Annotated in this window: 12 protein-coding genes; 6 read left to right on the forward strand and 6 right to left on the reverse strand. The window is 74.0% G+C overall.

Translation table 11 applies throughout. The annotated features are described in order from the left end of the window. Positions 1-175: 175 nt before the first annotated feature. Entirely contained in the window at positions 176-1,255 is a 1,080-nt protein-coding gene (gene trpS / locus KSE_RS13150; RefSeq protein WP_014135800.1) for a tryptophan--tRNA ligase, read from the reverse strand. 475 nt (positions 1,256-1,730) lie between these two features. Here trpS and KSE_RS13155 point away from each other — a divergent pair, with 475 nt between their 5' ends. Continuing rightward, complete coding sequence (locus KSE_RS13155; RefSeq protein WP_148283094.1) at positions 1,731-2,357, forward strand: hypothetical protein; 627 nt, start codon at positions 1,731-1,733, stop codon at positions 2,355-2,357. A gap of 54 nt (positions 2,358-2,411) precedes the next feature. Here the strand turns inward: KSE_RS13155 and KSE_RS44620 are convergent, their stop codons facing one another. Then, positions 2,412-2,951, reverse strand: a complete 540-nt coding sequence (locus tag KSE_RS44620) for an NUDIX hydrolase (protein ID WP_014135802.1) — start codon at positions 2,949-2,951, stop codon at positions 2,412-2,414. 181 nt (positions 2,952-3,132) lie between these two features. Between KSE_RS44620 and KSE_RS13165 the strand changes: the two genes are divergently transcribed. Next, entirely contained in the window at positions 3,133-4,065 is a 933-nt protein-coding gene (locus KSE_RS13165; protein ID WP_014135803.1) for an ATP-grasp domain-containing protein, read from the forward strand. On the opposite strand, the gene KSE_RS13170 is transcribed toward KSE_RS13165, so the two are convergent. The 3 genes from KSE_RS13170 to KSE_RS13180 all read right to left on the reverse strand — a co-directional run bounded on the left by KSE_RS13170 (position 3,999) and on the right by KSE_RS13180 (position 10,418). Next, positions 3,999-5,396, reverse strand: coding sequence for an MFS transporter (locus tag KSE_RS13170; RefSeq protein ID WP_014135804.1), 1,398 nt, complete (start codon positions 5,394-5,396; stop codon positions 3,999-4,001). The genes KSE_RS13165 and KSE_RS13170 overlap by 67 nt on opposite strands. Positions 5,397-5,693: 297 nt before the next feature. Beyond that, positions 5,694-9,407: an ABC transporter ATP-binding protein gene (locus KSE_RS13175; RefSeq protein ID WP_014135805.1), complete on the reverse strand. Its 3,714-nt coding sequence runs from the start codon at positions 9,405-9,407 to the stop codon at positions 5,694-5,696. A gap of 249 nt (positions 9,408-9,656) precedes the next feature. Then, positions 9,657-10,418, reverse strand: a complete 762-nt coding sequence (locus tag KSE_RS13180; RefSeq protein ID WP_014135806.1) for a TetR/AcrR family transcriptional regulator — start codon at positions 10,416-10,418, stop codon at positions 9,657-9,659. A gap of 130 nt (positions 10,419-10,548) precedes the next feature. Here KSE_RS13180 and KSE_RS13185 point away from each other — a divergent pair, with 130 nt between their 5' ends. From KSE_RS13185 to KSE_RS13200, 4 genes are all read left to right on the forward strand, one after another. Beyond that, positions 10,549-12,255, forward strand: a complete 1,707-nt coding sequence (locus tag KSE_RS13185; RefSeq protein ID WP_014135807.1) for a carboxyl transferase domain-containing protein — start codon at positions 10,549-10,551, stop codon at positions 12,253-12,255. 76 nt (positions 12,256-12,331) lie between these two features. Beyond that, complete coding sequence (locus KSE_RS13190; protein WP_014135808.1) at positions 12,332-14,524, forward strand: ATP-binding protein; 2,193 nt, start codon at positions 12,332-12,334, stop codon at positions 14,522-14,524. Beyond that, the gene (locus KSE_RS13195) at positions 14,521-15,528 is read left to right on the forward strand and encodes a hydroxymethylglutaryl-CoA lyase (RefSeq protein ID WP_014135809.1); all 1,008 of its coding nucleotides are present in this window, start codon (positions 14,521-14,523) and stop codon (positions 15,526-15,528) included. Before KSE_RS13190 ends, KSE_RS13195 begins: the two co-directional genes overlap by 4 nt. 67 nt (positions 15,529-15,595) lie before the next feature. Beyond that, positions 15,596-16,786: an acyl-CoA dehydrogenase family protein gene (locus KSE_RS13200; RefSeq protein WP_014135810.1), complete on the forward strand. Its 1,191-nt coding sequence runs from the start codon at positions 15,596-15,598 to the stop codon at positions 16,784-16,786. 78 nt (positions 16,787-16,864) lie between these two features. Here the strand turns inward: KSE_RS13200 and KSE_RS13205 are convergent, their stop codons facing one another. Continuing rightward, entirely contained in the window at positions 16,865-17,659 is a 795-nt protein-coding gene (locus KSE_RS13205; RefSeq protein WP_014135811.1) for a bestrophin-like domain, read from the reverse strand. Between the last annotated feature and the right edge of the window lie 196 nt (positions 17,660-17,855).

Here is a 17,855-nt window from a genome sequence, read left to right on the forward strand (position 1 = left end):
GGGCTCGGTGGGCGGCCGGCCGTCGTTCCGCCTACCGACGGTATCCCCCGTCCGGGAACGGCCCACCCGGTCCGGCCGTCGGCATTCCCCGCCCCTCTCTCCTGCTCACCTTTCCCCGAGACGGCCCGAGACGGTCCGGGACGGCCGGTGACGGCCCGGGACGGCCGGTGCGTGGTCAGCGGGTGCAGGTGAAGGTGCCCATCGCGGTGCGGACTTCGGCCAGGGTGCGGTCGGCGGTGTCGTTGGCGCGGGCGTTGCCGGCGTGCAGGACCTCGCGCAGGACGGTGCGGTCGGCGGCGAGTTCGGCGCGGCGGGCGCGCAGCGGGCGGAAGTACTCGTTGACCGCCTCGGTGGCGGTGCGCTTGAGGAGGGCGGCCCCGCCGCTGCCGATCTCCTCGGCGACGGCGTGCGGGTCGCGGTCCTGGCAGAGCGCGGTGAGCAGCAGGAGGTTGGAGACGCCGGGGCGGTGCTCGGGGTCGTAGCGGATGTGGCGCTCGGGGTCGGTGACGGCGCCGCGGAGCAGCTTGGCGGTCTCGTCCTCGCTCGCGCCGAGGGTGATGGCGTTGCCCCGGCTCTTGCTCATCTTGCCCCCGTCGGTGCCGAGCAGCAGCGGGGCGCGGGAGAGCAGGGCCTGCGGTTCGGGGAAGAGGGCGGCGTAGCGGTCGTTGAAGCGGCGGGCGATGGTGCGGGTGATCTCCAGGTGCGGCAGCTGGTCCTGGCCGACCGGGACGAGGTCGGCCTTGCAGAACAGGATGTCGGCGGCCTGGTGGACGGGGTAGGTGAACATCAGCCCGCTGACGGCGGCCTGCCGGGAGTGCGCGATCTCGTCCTTGACGGTGGGGTTGCGGGAGAGTTCGGCGACGCTGACCAGGCTGAGGAAGGGCAGCATCAGCTGGTTGAGCGCGGGGACGGCGCTGTGGGTGAAGACCGTGGCGCGCCCGGGGTCGACGCCGGCGGCGAGGTAGTCGAGGACCAGGTTCTCCGCGTGCTCGTCCGGGCGGTCGGCGCGGTCCCGGTCGGTGAGCGCCTGGTAGTCGGGGATCACGATCATCAACTCGATGCCCTGCGCCTGGAGTTCGACGCGGCTGCGGAGCGTCCCGAAGTAGTGGCCGAGGTGCAGCGGACCGGTCGGGCGGTCGCCGGTCAGGATGCGGCGGTGTCCGGTGGCGGTCGTCGCGACCAGCGGGTTCGCGGTGGCGTCGGGGTCGGCGGGAAGGGCGGGGAGGGCGGCAGCGGGGCTGGTGGTGGCGTTCATGACGGGAGGGTGCTCCTGGGTTCGCGGCTGGTGGCCGCCCGCCGGGATCCGCCCTGCTCCGTCCGAAGTGGTCGCGCCGGGGCCGTCCTCGCGGACGGCCCTGGAGTCATGCGTGGGGAACGGCCGTCCTAGGAGGACGGCCACCAGCGCAGGCATGACGAAGGGGACATGCCGCCGACCCTATCGCCGTTCCCGGAACCCGCAACGGGTTTGTCGCACGGCGGGAACCGGCGGCAGGAACCATCGGATGTCCACACACGTCCCTTGGCCGGGCCCGCATCGGTGGTGCAGGATCGGGCGAGCTCGGAATTCGGAGGGCACAGCCATGACCTCGCTCGACCAGAACGCGTCGGACCGGCCGTACGCGGACGCCCCCCGCCGTCCGGCGCAAGCCGGTTCGGCGGGCGATGGCGCCGGGCGCGGCCGGCCGTCGCCCGGGCCCGCGGTGGCGGGGAGCGCGGCGGAGAACGGGCCGATGGACGGACCGGTGGACGGACCGGTGGTGAACGGACCGGTGGGGAACGGGCGGGCTGCGGACGGGGTGGCTGCGGACGCGGGTGCTCCCGGGGTGGTCGAGTGGTCGGCGGGGGCCTGGGGGGTCGGCGAGGTGGTGGGCCGGGTGCGCCCGCCCCGGCGGCCCTCGCCCTCACGGCGGCTGAGCCAGGTCCGGGCGACACCGGCGGCGTCGGGCGGGTACGGCGCGGCGGCGGAGCAGGAGGCCGCAGCCGGGGTCGCGGGGGTGTCGGTGGAGCTGGTGGGTGTGCCGATGGGGGTGCTGATCGCCGGGTCGCCCGGGTCGGCCGAGGCTGCCGGCCCCGTCGGGCGGGCTCCGGACCGTCGGGTGTCGGCCCGGTTGCTGCGTTTCGGTTCCGGCACCTGCCAGGTGGTGCTGCCGGATTGGCGGGCGGCCATCGCCGTGTCGGTCCCCACCGAGCGGCTGCTGCGCTCGACCGGGCTGAGCCCGGAGGAGTTGCGGTCCGCCGCGCTGTCGGTGGTGATCAACCCGGAGGCGGTGCACGACCGGGAGCTCGGGCTGCGTGACTGGCAGGCCGAGGTGCCGGCCGCCCGCGGCCGCCGGCGGGGTCGGCGGCCGGTCCGCTGAGCCGCCCCGGCCGGGTGCTCCGGCCGGGCCCCGCCGTACCCTCCCGCTGTCGGCTCAGGCCCCTTCGGACGGCGCGCGGTTGGGTACGTAGCCGAGCTGGACGGGTTCGATCGGGTCGGGTGCCGCGGCGCGGACGGCGGCGAGCAGGTCGGCCAGGTTCGGCGGCCAGAGCGGGGCGACGTCCGGCGCGGCGAGTTCGGCCGACGTCCACCAGCGCCATCCGAGGATGCCGTCGACCCGGTGGACCGCCGCCACGTCACCCGGTTCGCGGCGCGGGCCGTGGGTCAGGAAGATGTGCTCGTGCTGGCGGACCGGGGTGCCGTGCCAGGTGAAGTCGTGCTCCCAGGTGCAGAGGAGGGGGCCCGGTCGGAGGTCGGTCCAGCCGGTTTCCTCGTGCAGTTCCCGGAGGGCCCCCTCGATCGGGGACTCGCCGGGCTCCAGGCCACCGCCCGGGGCGCTCCAGTGGACGCCGATCTCGGAGTTGTCCGAGCGGAACAGGAAGACCTCCCCCTCCGGGGAGAGCACCACCGTCCGCGCGGCCTGGCGGGGTCGCCTTCCGGCAGTGGGTTTCTGACGTCCTGTCCTCCATCGCACGCGGTCATCCTTACAGGGCCGGGAAGGGGGTGTCGACCGGTTTTTCCGCCGCCCCCGGCGGTCTTCCGCGCGGCTCCCGAGCGACTTCCGTGCGGCTCCCGTGCGGCTCCCGGACGGCCCGACGCGGCGGGGTCGGGGAGTTCCGGGCCCGCCACCGAGTGGTGCGCCTACTCTGAGCCGCATGGTCGAGCCTGCCGTCATCCTTCCGTCCGACCCGCTCCTCCCCCGACGGGTCGACCCGCACTTCGCCTGGGAGCTCGCGGCGCTCCGGGCGGTGGGCGGCGAGCACGCCCTGCTCGACCACGACGCGCTGCTCGCCGGGGACGTCGAGGCGGCGGTCCGCCGCGTCCCGACCGGCGGAGGGCCGCTCTGGTACCGGGGCTGGATGATCCCCACCGCCCGGTACGGCCGGCTCGCCGAGGCCCTGGCGGCCCGCGGCCGCCCGCTGCTGACCGGACCGGTCGCGTACGCGACCGCCCACGAACTGCCCGGCTGGTACCGGACGTTCGCCCCGTTGACCCCGGCCAGCATCTGGCTCCCCGGCACCGGCTGGGACCGCCGGGCGTTGGCCGCGGCGGCGGCCGAACTGGGCGGCTCCGGCCCGGCGGTGGTCAAGGACTACGTGAAGTCCCGCAAGCACGAGTGGGCCGAAGCCTGCTACGTGCCCGAGCTGGCCGACCTCGACGCGCTGGAGCGCGTGGCGTCGCGCTTCGCCGAACTGCAGGGCGAGTTCCTGGCGGGCGGGCTGGTGCTGCGCCGCTTCGAGCCGTTCGTCCGGGCCGCGGACGGGCGGACGGAGGAGGCCCGGGTCTGGTGGCTGGACGGCGAACCGGTGCTGGTCGGCCCGCACCCCGACAGCCCGGCGCACCGGGTCTCGCCGGACCTGTCCGCCGTCCGCCCGCTGGTCCGGGCGCTGGGGTGCCGGTTCGTCACCACCGACCTGGCCCGCCGCGCCGACACCGCCTCCGCCACCTGCTCTGACCCCGGCCCAGGCGCCGGCCCCGAGGGCGGTGCCGCTCGGTGGCGGGTGGTGGAGGTCGGGGACGGTCAGGTCAGCGAGCTGCCGTCCGGGGTGGACGTCGAGGCGCTGTTCCGGGCGCTGCTGAAGGCGTAGCCGGTGCGGACGGTCCGCCCCTCCGGGCGGGTGGCCGGGGCCGCCCGGCGCTGCTCCGGGATGCGGACGAGCGGGTCGGCCCCGCCGGGGTGGGCGCTGCCGGGCCCGGTGCGGGCGCGGCGTCGGAGGGCGGTCCGGCGGCGGGTCGGACGGCCGACCACCAGCCGGGGGCCGACGGGCCGGCGCGGCCCGCGCGGCAGGGCGGCCAGGGTCAGCGGGCCCGCGCTGGCCAGCAGCAGGGCGGCGAGCACCGCGCCCGTTCCCGGGTAGCCGAGGCCGTTCGCCAGCGTGGCGCCGACCAGCGGCCCGCAGGCGACGCCGAGGGCGGAGGCGGCGGAGGTCTGGACGGCCCGGCGGCCGCTCGGGTCGAGCGCGGCGGCGAGGCCGAGCAGGTGGCTGAGCACCATCGGGTAGAGCAGGTTCCACAGCAGCTCGCCGGTGCTGAACGCGGCCGGACCGCGGGCCGTCCCGGTCAGCAGGGCGCACCCGGCGATCACCAGGGTGCCGAGCCCGATCGGGGCCGCACGGCCGGTCCTGGTGCCGAGCACGCCCGCGGCGGTCACCCCGAGCAGGCCACCGAGCAGCGCCAGTGCGAAGACCAGGCCGAGGGCGCTCTCCCCCATCCCGGCCTGGCGGTGGCCCAGTTGGCCGCTGATGCCCCAGAGCGCGTTCTGCGCCATCGACCAGAACGGGACGGCCAGGATGAGCGCGACGGCCCCCGCCCGCGTCCCGCCCGCGGCGCCCGCGCCGCGCGGGCGGCCGTCCGCCGGGACCGGTGCGCGACGGGTGCGGCGGCTCCTGTGGCCCCTCGCGTCGCGCACCGGGACGGCGGCGGCCAGCGCCACCAGTGCGAGCGCGCCGAAGGGGGCCGCCGGGCCACCGCCGAGGTGCGGGAGCAGCAGGTAGAGGCCGGCGGCGGTGCCCGAGGTGGCGAGCAGGGCGCGGACGGTGGTGCGGTGCGGATCGGCCGCCCCGGCGAGCCCGGTGGTGGCGACGGCGGTGGCGGCGCCCGCGCCGAGGCCGGCCACCGCCAGGGCGGCGGCGAGCAGCGGGAGGCCGGGCCCGGTGGCGGCGAGCGCGCAGCCGACCGCGAGCAGGCCGAGGCCGGCCCGGGCGGTCCGGCCCGGGCCGAGGGCGGTGACGCGCCCGGCGAGCAGCAGCGCGACGGTGGCGGACGCGAGCAGCAGGGTGCTGCCGAGTGCTCCGGCCTGGGTGGCGGTCAGGCCGAGCCCGCCGGTCAGGCGGCCCACCAGGGTGGGCAGCAGGTAGGCGGGCAGCTGGCCGGCCGCGTAGAGGGCGACCGTCGGCGGCGCGGACGCGCGTGGGCGCATGGGCGTGGCCTCTCGACCTGGTGACGGGGGTGGTGCTCCCGTCCCCTCCGTCGGTCGCCCGTTCTGTCTACCAGGCGGTCCGCCGGTGTGGCGGCCGGTGGCCGAGTCGCAACCGGTGAGCGGCCCAGTCGCATCCCGCCCGAGACAGCTCCGTGATCGAACGGTCTTTCCCCGCCAGGGCCTCCGACCGTTCCTTACCGGCGTTCCGTACCCGCCGCCGGACGGCGGGTACGGCGCCGCACCGGCCCGCTGGCCCGCCGGCTCATCGGCTCCCGGGCTCGCCGCCTCCCCGAACGCTCAGCCGAGGGCCGGTGTCGGGTGCCCTTCCGCGATGAAGGCGCTCCACAGTTTGGCGTAGGCGCCGTCGCGGTCGAGCAGTTCGGCGTGGGTGCCGTCCTCCACTATTCGGCCGTGGTCGAGGACGACGATCCGGTCGGCGCGTTCGGCGGTGGTGAGCCGGTGGGCGATGACCAGGGTGGTGCGTCCGCCGCTGAGTCGGTCGGCGGCGTGGTTGACGGCGGCTTCGGTGGCGAGGTCGAGTGCGGCGGTGGCCTCGTCGAGGAGCAGGATGTCGGGGTCGACCAGCTCGGCCCGGGCGAGCGCGATGAGCTGGCGCTGGCCCGCGGAGAGGTTGCGGCCGCGGGGGGCGACCTGGTGGCGGTAGCCGCCGGGCAGCCTGGTGATCATTTCGTGGGCGCCGACCGCCTTGGCCGCCGCTTCGACCTCGCTGTCGCTCGCGTCGGGTCGGCCGTAGGCGATGGCGTCGCGGACCGTCCCGGCGAAGAGGTAGGCCTCCTGCGGGACGACGCCGAGCCGGTGCCGGTACTCCTCCAGGTCGTAGCTGGTGAGGTCGGTGCCGTCCACCCGCAGGGCGCCGCCGGTGGCGTCGTAGAACCGGGCGACCAGCTTGACCAGGGTGGACTTGCCCGCCCCGGTCTCGCCGACCAGGGCGACGGTCTGGCCCGGCGGGATGTGCAGGTCGATGCCGGAGAGCACCTCGGGGTTGCCCTCACCCCCGCCGTTGTAGGCGAAGCTGACGTTCCGGAAGTCGACCTCGCCGCGCAGCGTGCCGACCGGGACGGGGTTCTCGGCCTGCGGCGTGCTGGTGGGGGTGCGCAGCAGGTCGCGGATCCGGCCGAGGCCGACGGCGGCCTGCTGGTAGCCGTCGAAGATCTGCGAGAGCTGGTTGACCGGCGCGAAGAACAGGTCGATGTACAGCAGGTAGGCGACCAGGGCGCCGATGGTGAGGGTCCCGTTGTCGACCCGGGAGGCGCCGGCGATCAGCACCAGCGCGGAGGCGACGCTGGAGAGGAACTGCACGAACGGGAAGTACAGCGAGATGTAGAACTGGGCCTTGGCCCGGGCGTGCCGGTAGGCGAGGCCGCGTTCGACGAACCGCTCGGTGTTGGCGTCCTGCCGGCGGAAGGCCTGGACGATCCGCATGCCGGCGACGTTCTCCTGCAGGTCCGCGTTGACGGTGCTGATCAGGTCCCGGGAGACCTGGTACTGCTGGGCGGACTTCCGGCGGAACACCAGCGTGGCGATGATCAGCGGCGGGAGCACCGCGAAGACCACCAGGGCCAGGCCGGGGTCGATCACGATCAGGGCGGCGAAGATGCCGAGGAAGGTGAAGACGCTGACCACCGCGGTGACCACGCCGGTCTGCAGGAACGAGGAGATGGAGTCGACGTCGGTGGTCATCCGCGTCATGATCCGGCCGGTCAGCTCCCGCTCGTAGTAGTCGAGGCCGAGCCGGTTGAGGTGCGCGAAGATCTTCAGGCGCAGGGTGTAGAGGACGCGTTCGCCGGTGCGGCCGGAGACCTGGCTCTCGGTGGCCTGCACCAGCCAGTCGAACAGGACGACGGCGAGGGCCAGCAGGGAGGCGACCGCGACGCCGCCGATCGCCGCCTTGCTGACGCCGTCGTCGATGCCGTGCCGGATCAGGACCGGCAGGGTGAGTCCGGCCGCGGTGTCCAGCGCGACCAGGAACAGGGCGAGCAGCAGCGGGCGGCGGAACGGGGCGAGCAGCCGGGCCAGGCTGAACCGGGGGTCGGCGGCCTCGGCCTGCTCGATCGGGACCTCGGGGGTGTCCGTCGCGGGCGGCAGTGCGGCGACCTTGGCGAGCAGTGCGGCGTCCGCGCCGGGCTTGGCGGCGGCCGGGGCGGACGCTGCCTCGGCGGCGGCCCGCTCGGGCGCGGCTCCGTGGGCGGGGGCCGGGGCGGCCAGCGCGTCCGGGTCGGTGATGAGCGACCGGTAGCGCGGACATCGGGCGGTGAGCTCCTCGTGCGTGCCGAGGTCGATCAGCCGTCCGGCCTCCAGGACGGCGATCCGGTCGGCGAGCTGCAGGGTGGAGCGGCGGTGGGCGATCAGCAGGGTGGTGCGGCCGGCCATCACGCTGTGCAGCGCGTCGTGGATCTCCGCCTCGATCTGCGGGTCCACCGCAGAGGTGGCGTCGTCCAGCAGCAGCAGGCGCGGGTCGGTGAGGACGGCCCGGGCGAGCGCGATGCGCTGGCGCTGGCCGCCGGAGAGGGTGAGGCCCTGTTCGCCGACCTTGGTGTCGTAGCCGCCGGGGAGTTCCCGGATGAAGCCGTCGGCCTGGGCGATCCGGGCGGCGGCCTCGATCTGCTCATTGGTGGCTTCCGGGTGCCCGTAGGCGATGTTGGTGCGGACGCTCTCGGAGAACAGGAAGCTCTCCTCGGGCACGATGCCGATGGTCGCGCGCACCGAGTCGAGGGTCACCTCGCGGACGTCCTGCCCGAACAGGCGGACGGTGCCGGAGGTCGGGTCGTAGAAGCGGGGCACCAGCTGGGCGACGGTGGACTTGCCGGAGCCGGAGGCGCCGACCAGGGCCAGCGTCTCCCCCTGGGCGAGCCGCAGGCTGAGACCCTCCAGCACCGGAACGCCGTCGGGCACGCTGCCCGGCTCGGGGTGCTCCTCGGCGCGGTAGTGGAAGTCGACCCGGTCGAGCTCCAGCGCGGGGGTCTCGGCCGACGCGGCGGCCGGGTCGAGCGGCCGGGCGTCGGCCGGCTCGGAGACCAGCGGGCGCTGGTCGACCAGCTGCAGGACGCGCTCCACTCCGGCGCGGGCCTGCTGGCCCACGGTGATCACCATGGCGAGCATCCGGACCGGGCCGGTCATCTGCGCCAGGTAGGTGGAGAAGGCGACGAAGGTACCGAGCGTGACGTCCCCCCGGACGGCCAGCCAGCCGCCGACGGCGAGCACCGCGACCTGTCCGAGCGCGGGGACGGCCTGCATGGCGGGGGTATAGCGGGCGTTCAGCCGGATCGACCGCAGCCGGGCCGCGAACAGCCCGCGCGAGACGCGCTCCAGCTTGCCCCGCTCCTGGGCCTCCTGGCCGAAGCCCTTGACCACCCGGACCCCGCCGATCGCGGCGTCCACCACGCCCGCGACCTCGGCGGCCCGCTGCTGGGCGTCCCAGGTGGCGGGGAACAGGCGCTTGCGACTGAGGGTGGCCAGCCACCACAGGACCGGGCCCATCACCAGGGCGATCAGGGTCAGCGGCACGGACAGCCAGAGCATGACCACCAGCGACATGCCGAACATCAGGGCGTAGCCCGTCATCATCGGCAGCATCGACAGCAGGCCGTTGACCAACTGCAGGTCGGAGGTGGCCCGGCCGACCACCTGGCCGGTGTCCAGCCGGTCCTGCCGGTGGCCGTCGAGCCTGGTCAGCGAGCGGAACAGGTCGGCGCGCATGTCGTGCTGGACGTCCAGCGCGAGCTGCCCGCCGTAGTACCGCCGGATCTGGGTGCAGAGGAACACCGCCGCGGCCGCGACCAGCAGCAGCACCGCCCACGGGGTGAGCGAGCGGCTGTGCGCGGTAATCACGTCGTCGATGATCACCTTGGTGATGAGCGGGACGGCCGCGGTGATCGCCATGCCGACCAGCGAGGCCCCGAAGGACAGCAGCAGGTTGCGACGGTAGCGCCAGCAGTAGCCACCGAGTCGGCGGAGCCAACTGCGCTCAGGAAAACCATGAGTCTCAGGCATATTTAGTGATGCTAACCATTCGGCCGGTGGAGCGTCCATCGGTTTCGAGGGCGCATGGGAAGCTGAACGACCTCGGGCCGAGCTTCCTTCCCGTCTACAGGTTGCCCGCATTGCGCGGTGGTGCGCCTCGGACGATCGGCTAGACCTGGATCAGCCGATCGTCCTAGGTGGGGGTGGGGCTGGCCTCACCCCGGCCGGCCGCGGCAGACACGCCTCCGCAGGTCAACCGGCCGCAGGGGGTGGACCCTGCTACAGGTCACCCACCCCGCCGGGCTCCCCGGCCCCTTCGACCCCTCCGGCTTCCACGGCCTCCGCAGCCCCTTCGACCCTTCCGGCCCCTCCGGCCGCCTCGATTCCTCCGGCCGCCGCGGCGGCGGCCACGAACGCCCCCTGGGCGAGCGCACGGAGCAGGGCTGCCATGTGGTCGCGGGCCAGCCCGGAGCGCTCGGAACCGGCGTCGGCCTGCGCCTGGGCCTGGGCCTGCTGCCGGGCGGCGCTGTGCGGGGTGGAGTTGAGCAGGCCGAACACCGCGTGCACGGCAGCGCGGGCGACCGGCTCCGCCTCGGGCGCGGCCAGCGGCGGGAAGGCCTCGCGCACCACCGCGACCCAGAGCTCGACGTAGCCGCGCTGGAGCCGGCGCACCCGGCGGCGGTCCGCCTCCTTGAGGTGGAGCAGCTCGCGGTCGTGGAGGGTGATCAGGTCCCGGTCGTCCAGGGCGAAGTCGATGTGCCCGTCGATCAGGGAGTCCAGCGCGGCCCGCGGCCCGGCGGCCTCGCCCTCGCGGCGCCGCCCCTCCTCCAGCAGGCGCTCGCTGATGCCGACCAGCAGGTCGGCGAGCATCGCGTCCTTGCCCGCGAAGTGCCGGTACAGGCCGGGGCCGCTGATGCCGACCGCCTTGCCGATCTCGTCGACGCCTACGCCGAGGAAGCCGCGGGCGGCGAAGAGCCTGGCGGCCTCCTTCCGGATCTGGTCACGGCGTGGGAGCGCGGGGGCGGTGGCGCGGTTGGGCATGCTGCCCATCGTAGACAGTCGGGTTATCGATGGTTAACCTGGCCGCAGAGTTAACGCTCATTAACACGGGCAGGCCGACTCGCCCTTCGGCCTGCCCGGATCCGAATCCGAGGGCAAGGGAGCTCTTGGGATGGTCATCTCTTCGACACAGACCCCTCCGTGGTCTCCCGCTCCTCCGCGGGGCACCGCCCCCTCCGCACCGCCGTTCAGCGCCGCCGACGCGCCGGCCCCCCGGCTGGAGAGCGCGGTCGACCCGTCCGCTCCGGCCGGCCTGGCCAACGCGCAGGCCCACCGGGAGCTGGTCGCCGAACTGCGCGGCAAGCTCGCGGCGGCGGCGCTCGGCGGCGGTGAGAAGGCGCGCGCCAAGCACGTCGCCCGCGGCAAGCTCCTGCCCCGGGAGCGGGTGGACACCCTGCTCGACCCCGGGTCGCCGTTCCTCGAGCTGGCCCCGCTGGCCGCCGACGGCCTGTACGACGGGGCCGCCCCGGCCGCCGGGGTGATCGCCGGCATCGGCCGGGTCGCCGGTCGCGAGGTCCTGGTGGTGGCCAACGACGCCACGGTCAAGGGCGGTACGTACTACCCGATGACGGTGAAGAAGCACCTGCGCGCGCAGGAGGTGGCCCTGGAGAACCGGCTGCCCTGCATCTACCTGGTGGACTCCGGCGGGGCGTTCCTGCCGATGCAGGACGAGGTGTTCCCCGACCGCGACCACTTCGGGCGGATCTTCTACAACCAGGCACGCCTGTCCGCCGCCGGGATCCCGCAGATCGCGGCGGTGCTCGGCTCCTGCACAGCGGGCGGCGCGTACGTCCCGGCGATGAGCGACGAAGCGGTGATCGTCCGCAACCAGGGCACCATCTTCCTGGGCGGCCCCCCGCTGGTGAAGGCCGCCACCGGCGAGGTGGTGACCGCCGAGGAACTGGGCGGCGGCGACCTCCACTCCCGCACCTCGGGCGTGACCGACCACCTGGCGGAGGACGACGCGCACGCGCTCTCCATCGTCCGCACCATCGTGGCCGGGCTGGGCCCGCGAGCCGCCAGGCCGTGGCCGCTCGCCCCGGTCGAGCCGCCCGCGGTCGACCCGGCCGGGTTGTACGGCGTGGTGCCGGTGGACCCGCGCACCCCCTACGACGTGCGCGAGGTGATCGCCCGGCTGGTCGACGGCAGCCGGTTCGCCGAGTTCAAGGCCGAGTACGGCACCACCCTGGTGACCGGCTTCGCCCGGATCCACGGCCACCCCGTCGGCATCGTCGCCAACAACGGCGTCCTGTTCGCCGAGTCCGCGCTCAAGGGCGCGCACTTCATCGAACTGTGCGACCAGCGCGGCATCCCCCTCCTCTTCCTGCAGAACATCACCGGTTTCATGGTGGGCCGCCAGTACGAGGCCGGCGGCATCGCCAAGCACGGCGCCAAGATGGTCACCGCGGTGGCCTGCACCCGGGTGCCCAAGCTGACCGTGGTGATCGGCGGCTCGTACGGGGCGGGCAACTACTCGATGTGCGGCCGGGCCTACTCACCCCGCTTCCTGTGGATGTGGCCGAACGCGAAGATCTCCGTGATGGGCGGGGAGCAGGCGGCCTCGGTGCTGGCCACCGTCCGCCGCGACCAGGTGGAGGCCCGCGGCGAGCAGTGGCCCCCCGAGGACGAGGACGAGTTCAAGCGCCCCGTCCGCGAGCAGTACGAGCGCCAGGGCAACGCGTACTACGCCACCGCCCGGCTGTGGGACGACGGTGTGATCGACCCGCTGCAGACCCGTACCACACTCGGCCTGGCGCTCACCGCCTGCGCCAACGCCCCGCTCGCCGAACCGCGCCCGTTCGGGGTCTTCCGCATGTGACGCCCCGCCGGGGCCGCCGCTGGTGACGCATCGTCCATTCGCTCACCGTTCCCTTCGTGACGGAGGAACACCTCTCATGTTCGACACCGTGCTCGTCGCCAACCGCGGCGAGATCGCGCTGCGGGTCATCCGCACCCTCCGGCGGTTGGGCGTGCGTTCGGTCGCCGTGCACAGCGACGCGGACGCCGACGCCCCGCACGTCCGGGCCGCCGACCTCGCGGTCCGGCTCGGGCCCGCCGACCGGAGCGACAGCTCGGCCGCCGAGACGTACCTGCGCGCCGACCTGATCCTGGACGCCGCCCGCCGGACCGGCGCGCAGGCCGTCCACCCCGGCTACGGGTTCCTCGCCGAGAACTCCGCGTTCGCCGAGGCCTGCACGGACGCCGGGCTGGTCTTCATCGGCCCGCCGCCGGCCGCGGTGGAGCTGATGGGCGACAAGATCAACGCCAAGGAGGCCGTCCGGGCCGCCGGGGTGCCGGTCGTCCCCGGCAGCGAGGACGGCTCGCCCAGCGACGAGCAGCTGATCGAGGCGGCGACCCGGATCGGCTACCCGGTGCTGCTCAAGCCCTCGGCCGGCGGCGGCGGCAAGGGCATGCGGCTGGTCCGCGACCCGGCCGAGCTGCCCGCCGAGCTCGCCGCCGCCCGCCGGGTGGCCCGCACCGCGTTCGGCGACGACACCCTGCTGCTGGAGCGCTGGGTCGACCAGCCCCGGCACATCGAGGTGCAGGTCCTGGCCGACACCCACGGCCGGACCGTCCACCTCGGCGAGCGCGAGTGCAGTCTGCAGCGCCGCCATCAGAAACTCATCGAAGAGGCCCCTTCCGTCCTGTTGAACCCTCGGACCCGCGCCGCGATGGGCGCGGCCGCGGTGCGCGCCGCCGAAGCCTGCGGCTACACCGGCGCCGGCACGGTCGAGTTCATCGTCCCCGGCGGCAACCCGGCCGGGCCGGACGCGGACGACGTCCTCGACTTCTTCTTCATGGAGATGAACACCCGCCTCCAGGTGGAACACCCCGTCACCGAACTCGCTGTCGCCGTGGACGGGCCGGACGGCCCGCGGCGGTTGGACCTGGTGGAGTGGCAGCTGCGCGTCGCCGCGGGCGAGGCACTGCCGTTCGCTCAGTCGGACGTCTCCTTCCTGGGCCACGCGATCGAGGCCCGCATCTGCGCCGAGGACCCGGAACGGGACTTCCTGCCCACCGGCGGTGAGGTGCTGCTGCTGGACGAACCCTCCGGGGAGGGCGTCCGGGTGGACTCCGGAATCGCACCCGGTGACCGGATCGGCAGCCTGTACGACCCGATGCTCGCCAAGGTGATCGCGTACGGGCCCGACCGCCCGACCGCGATCCGTCGGCTGCGGGCCGCACTCGCCGAGACCCGCATCCTGGGCGTCACCACCAACACCGGCTACCTGCGCCGGCTGCTGGCGCAGCCCGAGGTGACGGCAGGACGGCTCGACACCGGACTGGTGGAACGCAGTGCCCAGCAGGACGCCTCCCTGCTGAGCTCCCCGTACACCCGTCCCGAGTCGGTCGACCTGCTCCACTTCGCCGCCGCACTGCTGCGGCAGCTCGAACTCGGCCGCGCCGACGCCTCCGACGGCTGGACCGATCCCTTCTCCCTCCCTTCGGGCTGGCGGCTCGGTGGCGAGGCCGCGTGGACCACGCACCGGCTCCGGATCCCCGGCCGCGAACCGGTCACCGTGAGCTGTCGAATGATTACCAATGGTGAATTCGAGAGCGCTAGCGGTTTTTCCGCGACGTCCTCCCCCGAGTGGGAGGTCCGCGTGGTCGGCGGGCCGGTCCGGAAGGCCAGGGCGAGTCTCGACGGAACCCTGCTGCGCCTTGCCGTTGACGGCCTGCAGGCCACTTTCACGGTCGCCGCGGAACGCACGCCGGAGGGGGTCACCCACTGGCTCGGCGTGGACGGGGACGCCTGGCCCGTTCACCCGTTCGACGCAATCGCCGAGCGCGCCGCGGCCGGCACCGTCCACCACGGCACCCTCACCGCGCCGATGCCAGGCACCGTCACCGTGGTCAAGGTCGAGCCCGGCGAACCCGTCCGACGCGGCCAGGCGCTGCTGGTCCTGGAGGCCATGAAGATGGAGCACGTCATCTCCGCGCCGCACGACGGCACCGTCGACGACCTGCGGGTGACCGCCGGCGCGACCGTCACGATGGACGCGCCGCTGGTGACCGTCACAGCGGCCGTCACGGCGGCCGAGGAGCCGTCCGAACCCGCCGCGCCCCTCCCGGAGGCGGCCCGATGAGCACGCCGCCGACCACCCCCGGCACCTCCCCGCAGGTCGATCCGACCGTGCTCGAACTCGGTCTTCCGCAGCCGGTCCGCGATCCGGAGCTGCCCGGCCGGGTCCGCATCTACGAGGTCGGCGCGCGCGACGGGCTGCAGAACGAGGGCGCCCTCGTCCCCGTGGAGGTGAAGGCCGAATTCATCACCCGGCTCGCCGCCGCCGGGCTGCGCACCGTCGAGGCCACCAGCTTCGTCCACCCCAAGTGGGTGCCGCAGCTGGCGGACGCCGAGGAGCTGATGCCCCGGCTGGCCGGGCTGCCGGAGCGCTTCCCGGGGCTGCGGCTGCCCGTCCTGGTGCCCAACGAGCGCGGGCTGGACCGGGCGCTGGCGCATCGCGCCGCCGAGATCGCGGTGTTCGCCAGCGCGACCGAGACCTTCGCCCGGCGGAACCTGAACCGCTCGGCGGACGAGGCGATGGCGATGTTCCGCCCGGTGGTCGAACGCGCCGCGGACGCCGGGGTGCCGGTGCGCGGCTACCTGTCGATGTGCTTCGGCGACCCCTGGGAGGGGCCGGTCCCGGTCGAACAGGTGGTCCGCCACGGCCTGGCGCTGCTGGAGATGGGCTGCGCCGAACTGAGCCTCGGCGACACCATCGGCGTCGCCACCCCGGGGCACGTCAACACACTGCTCGCCGCATTCACCCGTTCCGGTGTTCCGGTCGAACGGCTGGCGGTGCACTTCCACGACACCTACGGGCAGGCGCTCGCCAACACCCTGGCGGCGCTGCGCTCCGGCGTGACCGTGGTGGACGCCTCGGCCGGCGGCCTCGGCGGCTGCCCGTACGCCAAGAGCGCGACCGGCAACCTGGCCACCGAGGACCTGGTCTGGATGCTGCACGGCCTGGGCGTGGAGACCGGCGTGGACCTCGCCGCGCTCGCCGCGACCAGCGGCTGGATGGCCCGTCACCTCGGCCGCCCCAGCCCGTCGAGGACCGTCCGCGCCCTGCTCGGGCCGACGGGCTGACCCCCGACCCCCCTCCGACCACCCGCCCCACCAGGCCCACCAGGCCGCGATCCCGGGAGGATCAGCCGTGCTCGACCACCGCCTGAGCAGTGAGTACGAGGAACTCCGCCGCACCGTCGCGGAGTTCGCCAACGACGTGATTGCGCCGAAGATCGGCGAATACTACGAGCAGAATGAATTCCCGTACGAAATCATCCGGGAGATGGGGCGGATGGGCCTGTTCGGGCTGCCCTTCCCGGAGGAGTACGGCGGCATGGGCGGCGACTACTTCGCGCTCTGCCTGGTCCTGGAGGAACTGGCCCGGGTGGACTCCTCGGTGGCGATCACCCTGGAGGCCGCGGTCTCGCTGGGCGCGATGCCGATCCACCTCTTCGGCACCGAGGAGCAGAAGCGCGAGTGGCTGCCGAAGCTGACGTCCGGCGAGGTGCTCGGCGCCTTCGGCCTGACCGAGCCCGAGGGCGGCACGGACGCGGGCGCGACCCGGACCACCGCGCGCTACGACGAGGCCACCGACGAGTGGGTGATCAACGGCAGCAAGTGCTTCATCACCAACTCCGGCACCGACATCACCGGGCTGGTGACCGTCACCGCGCTGACCGAACCGCTCACACATTCGAGTGATGGATCGTCAAATCACTCGCCTACCAGGGAAATCTCCTCCATCATCGTTCCCACTGGAACCGCCGGGTTCCAGGTGTCGAAGAAGTATTCGAAGGTTGGGTGGAACGCCTCCGACACCCGAGAGCTGTCCTTCACCGACTGTCGCGTGCCTGCCGCCAACCTGCTCGGACGCCAGGGCCGCGGCTACGCCCAGTTCCTGCGCATCCTCGACGAGGGCCGCATCGCCATCGCGGCCCTGGCCACCGGCCTGGCCCAGGGGTGCGTCGACCAGTCCGTCCAGTACGCCGGGACCCGCCGCGCCTTCGGGCGGCCGATCGGCGCCAACCAGGTCATCCAGTTCAAGCTCGCCGACATGGAGACACGCGCGCACATCTCCCGCCTGGCCTGGCGGGACGCCGCCTCCCGGCTGCTGCACGCCGAGCCGTTCAAGAAGGAGGCGGCCATCGCCAAGCTGTACGCGTCCGAGGCCGCGGTCGACAACGCCCGCGAGGCGACCCAGATCCACGGCGGCTACGGCTTCATGAACGAGTACCCGGTCGCCCGCATGTGGCGCGACTGCAAGATCCTGGAAATCGGCGAGGGGACTTCGGAGGTCCAACGGATGCTCATCGCACGCGAACTCGGCGTGACGTCCTGAAATTCGGCGGGCGCGGGCGCGGCCGGTCAGATGCCCTGAACCCGGTGTAGCGCACTGCGCCGCACCGGTCAGGGCCGGTCAGGGCCGGAACAGCGGCGGGGCCGACTTCCCGGCGTCGTCGTCGATCTGGTCGTAGCGCTCCAACGCCAACTGGAACGCCGTCGGTTGGACGCGCACCGCGCCGGAGAACGGCCCGCTCATCACCGCCACCATGCTCACCCCGAACGCCACGGAGGCGCCCACGAAGCACATCAGCACCAGATTCCGCGGATTGGAGGTCAGCCCGATCACCGAGGGGGTGGCCAGGACGAACACCGCCCCCACCAGCAGGCCGCCGATCGCCAGGACGGGCACCGACGCACGGAGATCACCCAGCCGCGCGTTCCGCTTGGCGTTGACCTCGGACAGGCTCCGCAGCACGTCGGTCCGGGCACTCGCCTCGACCTGGCTGTGCGCCGTGGCATGGTCGACGGCGGCCCGCACCTGGTCGATCGCCCGCCAGGCGTTCTGACTCCCGGTGTCGTGCTGCATGGTGGCCCACTCGTCGTCGATCACCACCCCGGTGTAGGTCCGCAGTCTGGCCCGCACCACGGGCCGGTCGGCGTCGGGCAGGCCGCCGGCCGTCCAGTAAGCCTCCGTGAGAGCCCGCGACTCCTCGTAGGTGTGCTGGCGCGCCGCGTTCAGCTGCTGCCAGGTGCCGGCGATGCTGAAGCCCAGGAAGAGCGCGAAGAAGCCGAGGATCGCCGCCCCGGCGAAGGACATCGCCTGCGGTGTCGTCGTCCCTTCACGCGCCCGCTTGGTCCGCCCCAGCAACAGGCCGATCACCAGCGCCAGCACCGCACCCGACACGGCGGCGAGGGTGACGGTCAGCATCGCGGCCCGACCATGCCCGCGCGCACACCGGGCCGACCCCCGGCACCCGCGCGCGGGCCCGCCCGCCCGCCGACCACCGGCATGCGCTCCGACCCGATCCTTGACTCGACAACAGTGCTGTCAGCAGGGCCAGCCGCACCCGTGCCCGCCGCTGCCGCGAACGCGGCGGGCACGGCCCCCTGCCCGCCCGCGCGCG

Origin of the sequence: Kitasatospora setae KM-6054 (assembly GCF_000269985.1) — a bacterium.
In the GTDB taxonomy this organism is placed as follows: Bacteria; Actinomycetota; Actinomycetes; order Streptomycetales; family Streptomycetaceae; genus Kitasatospora; species Kitasatospora setae.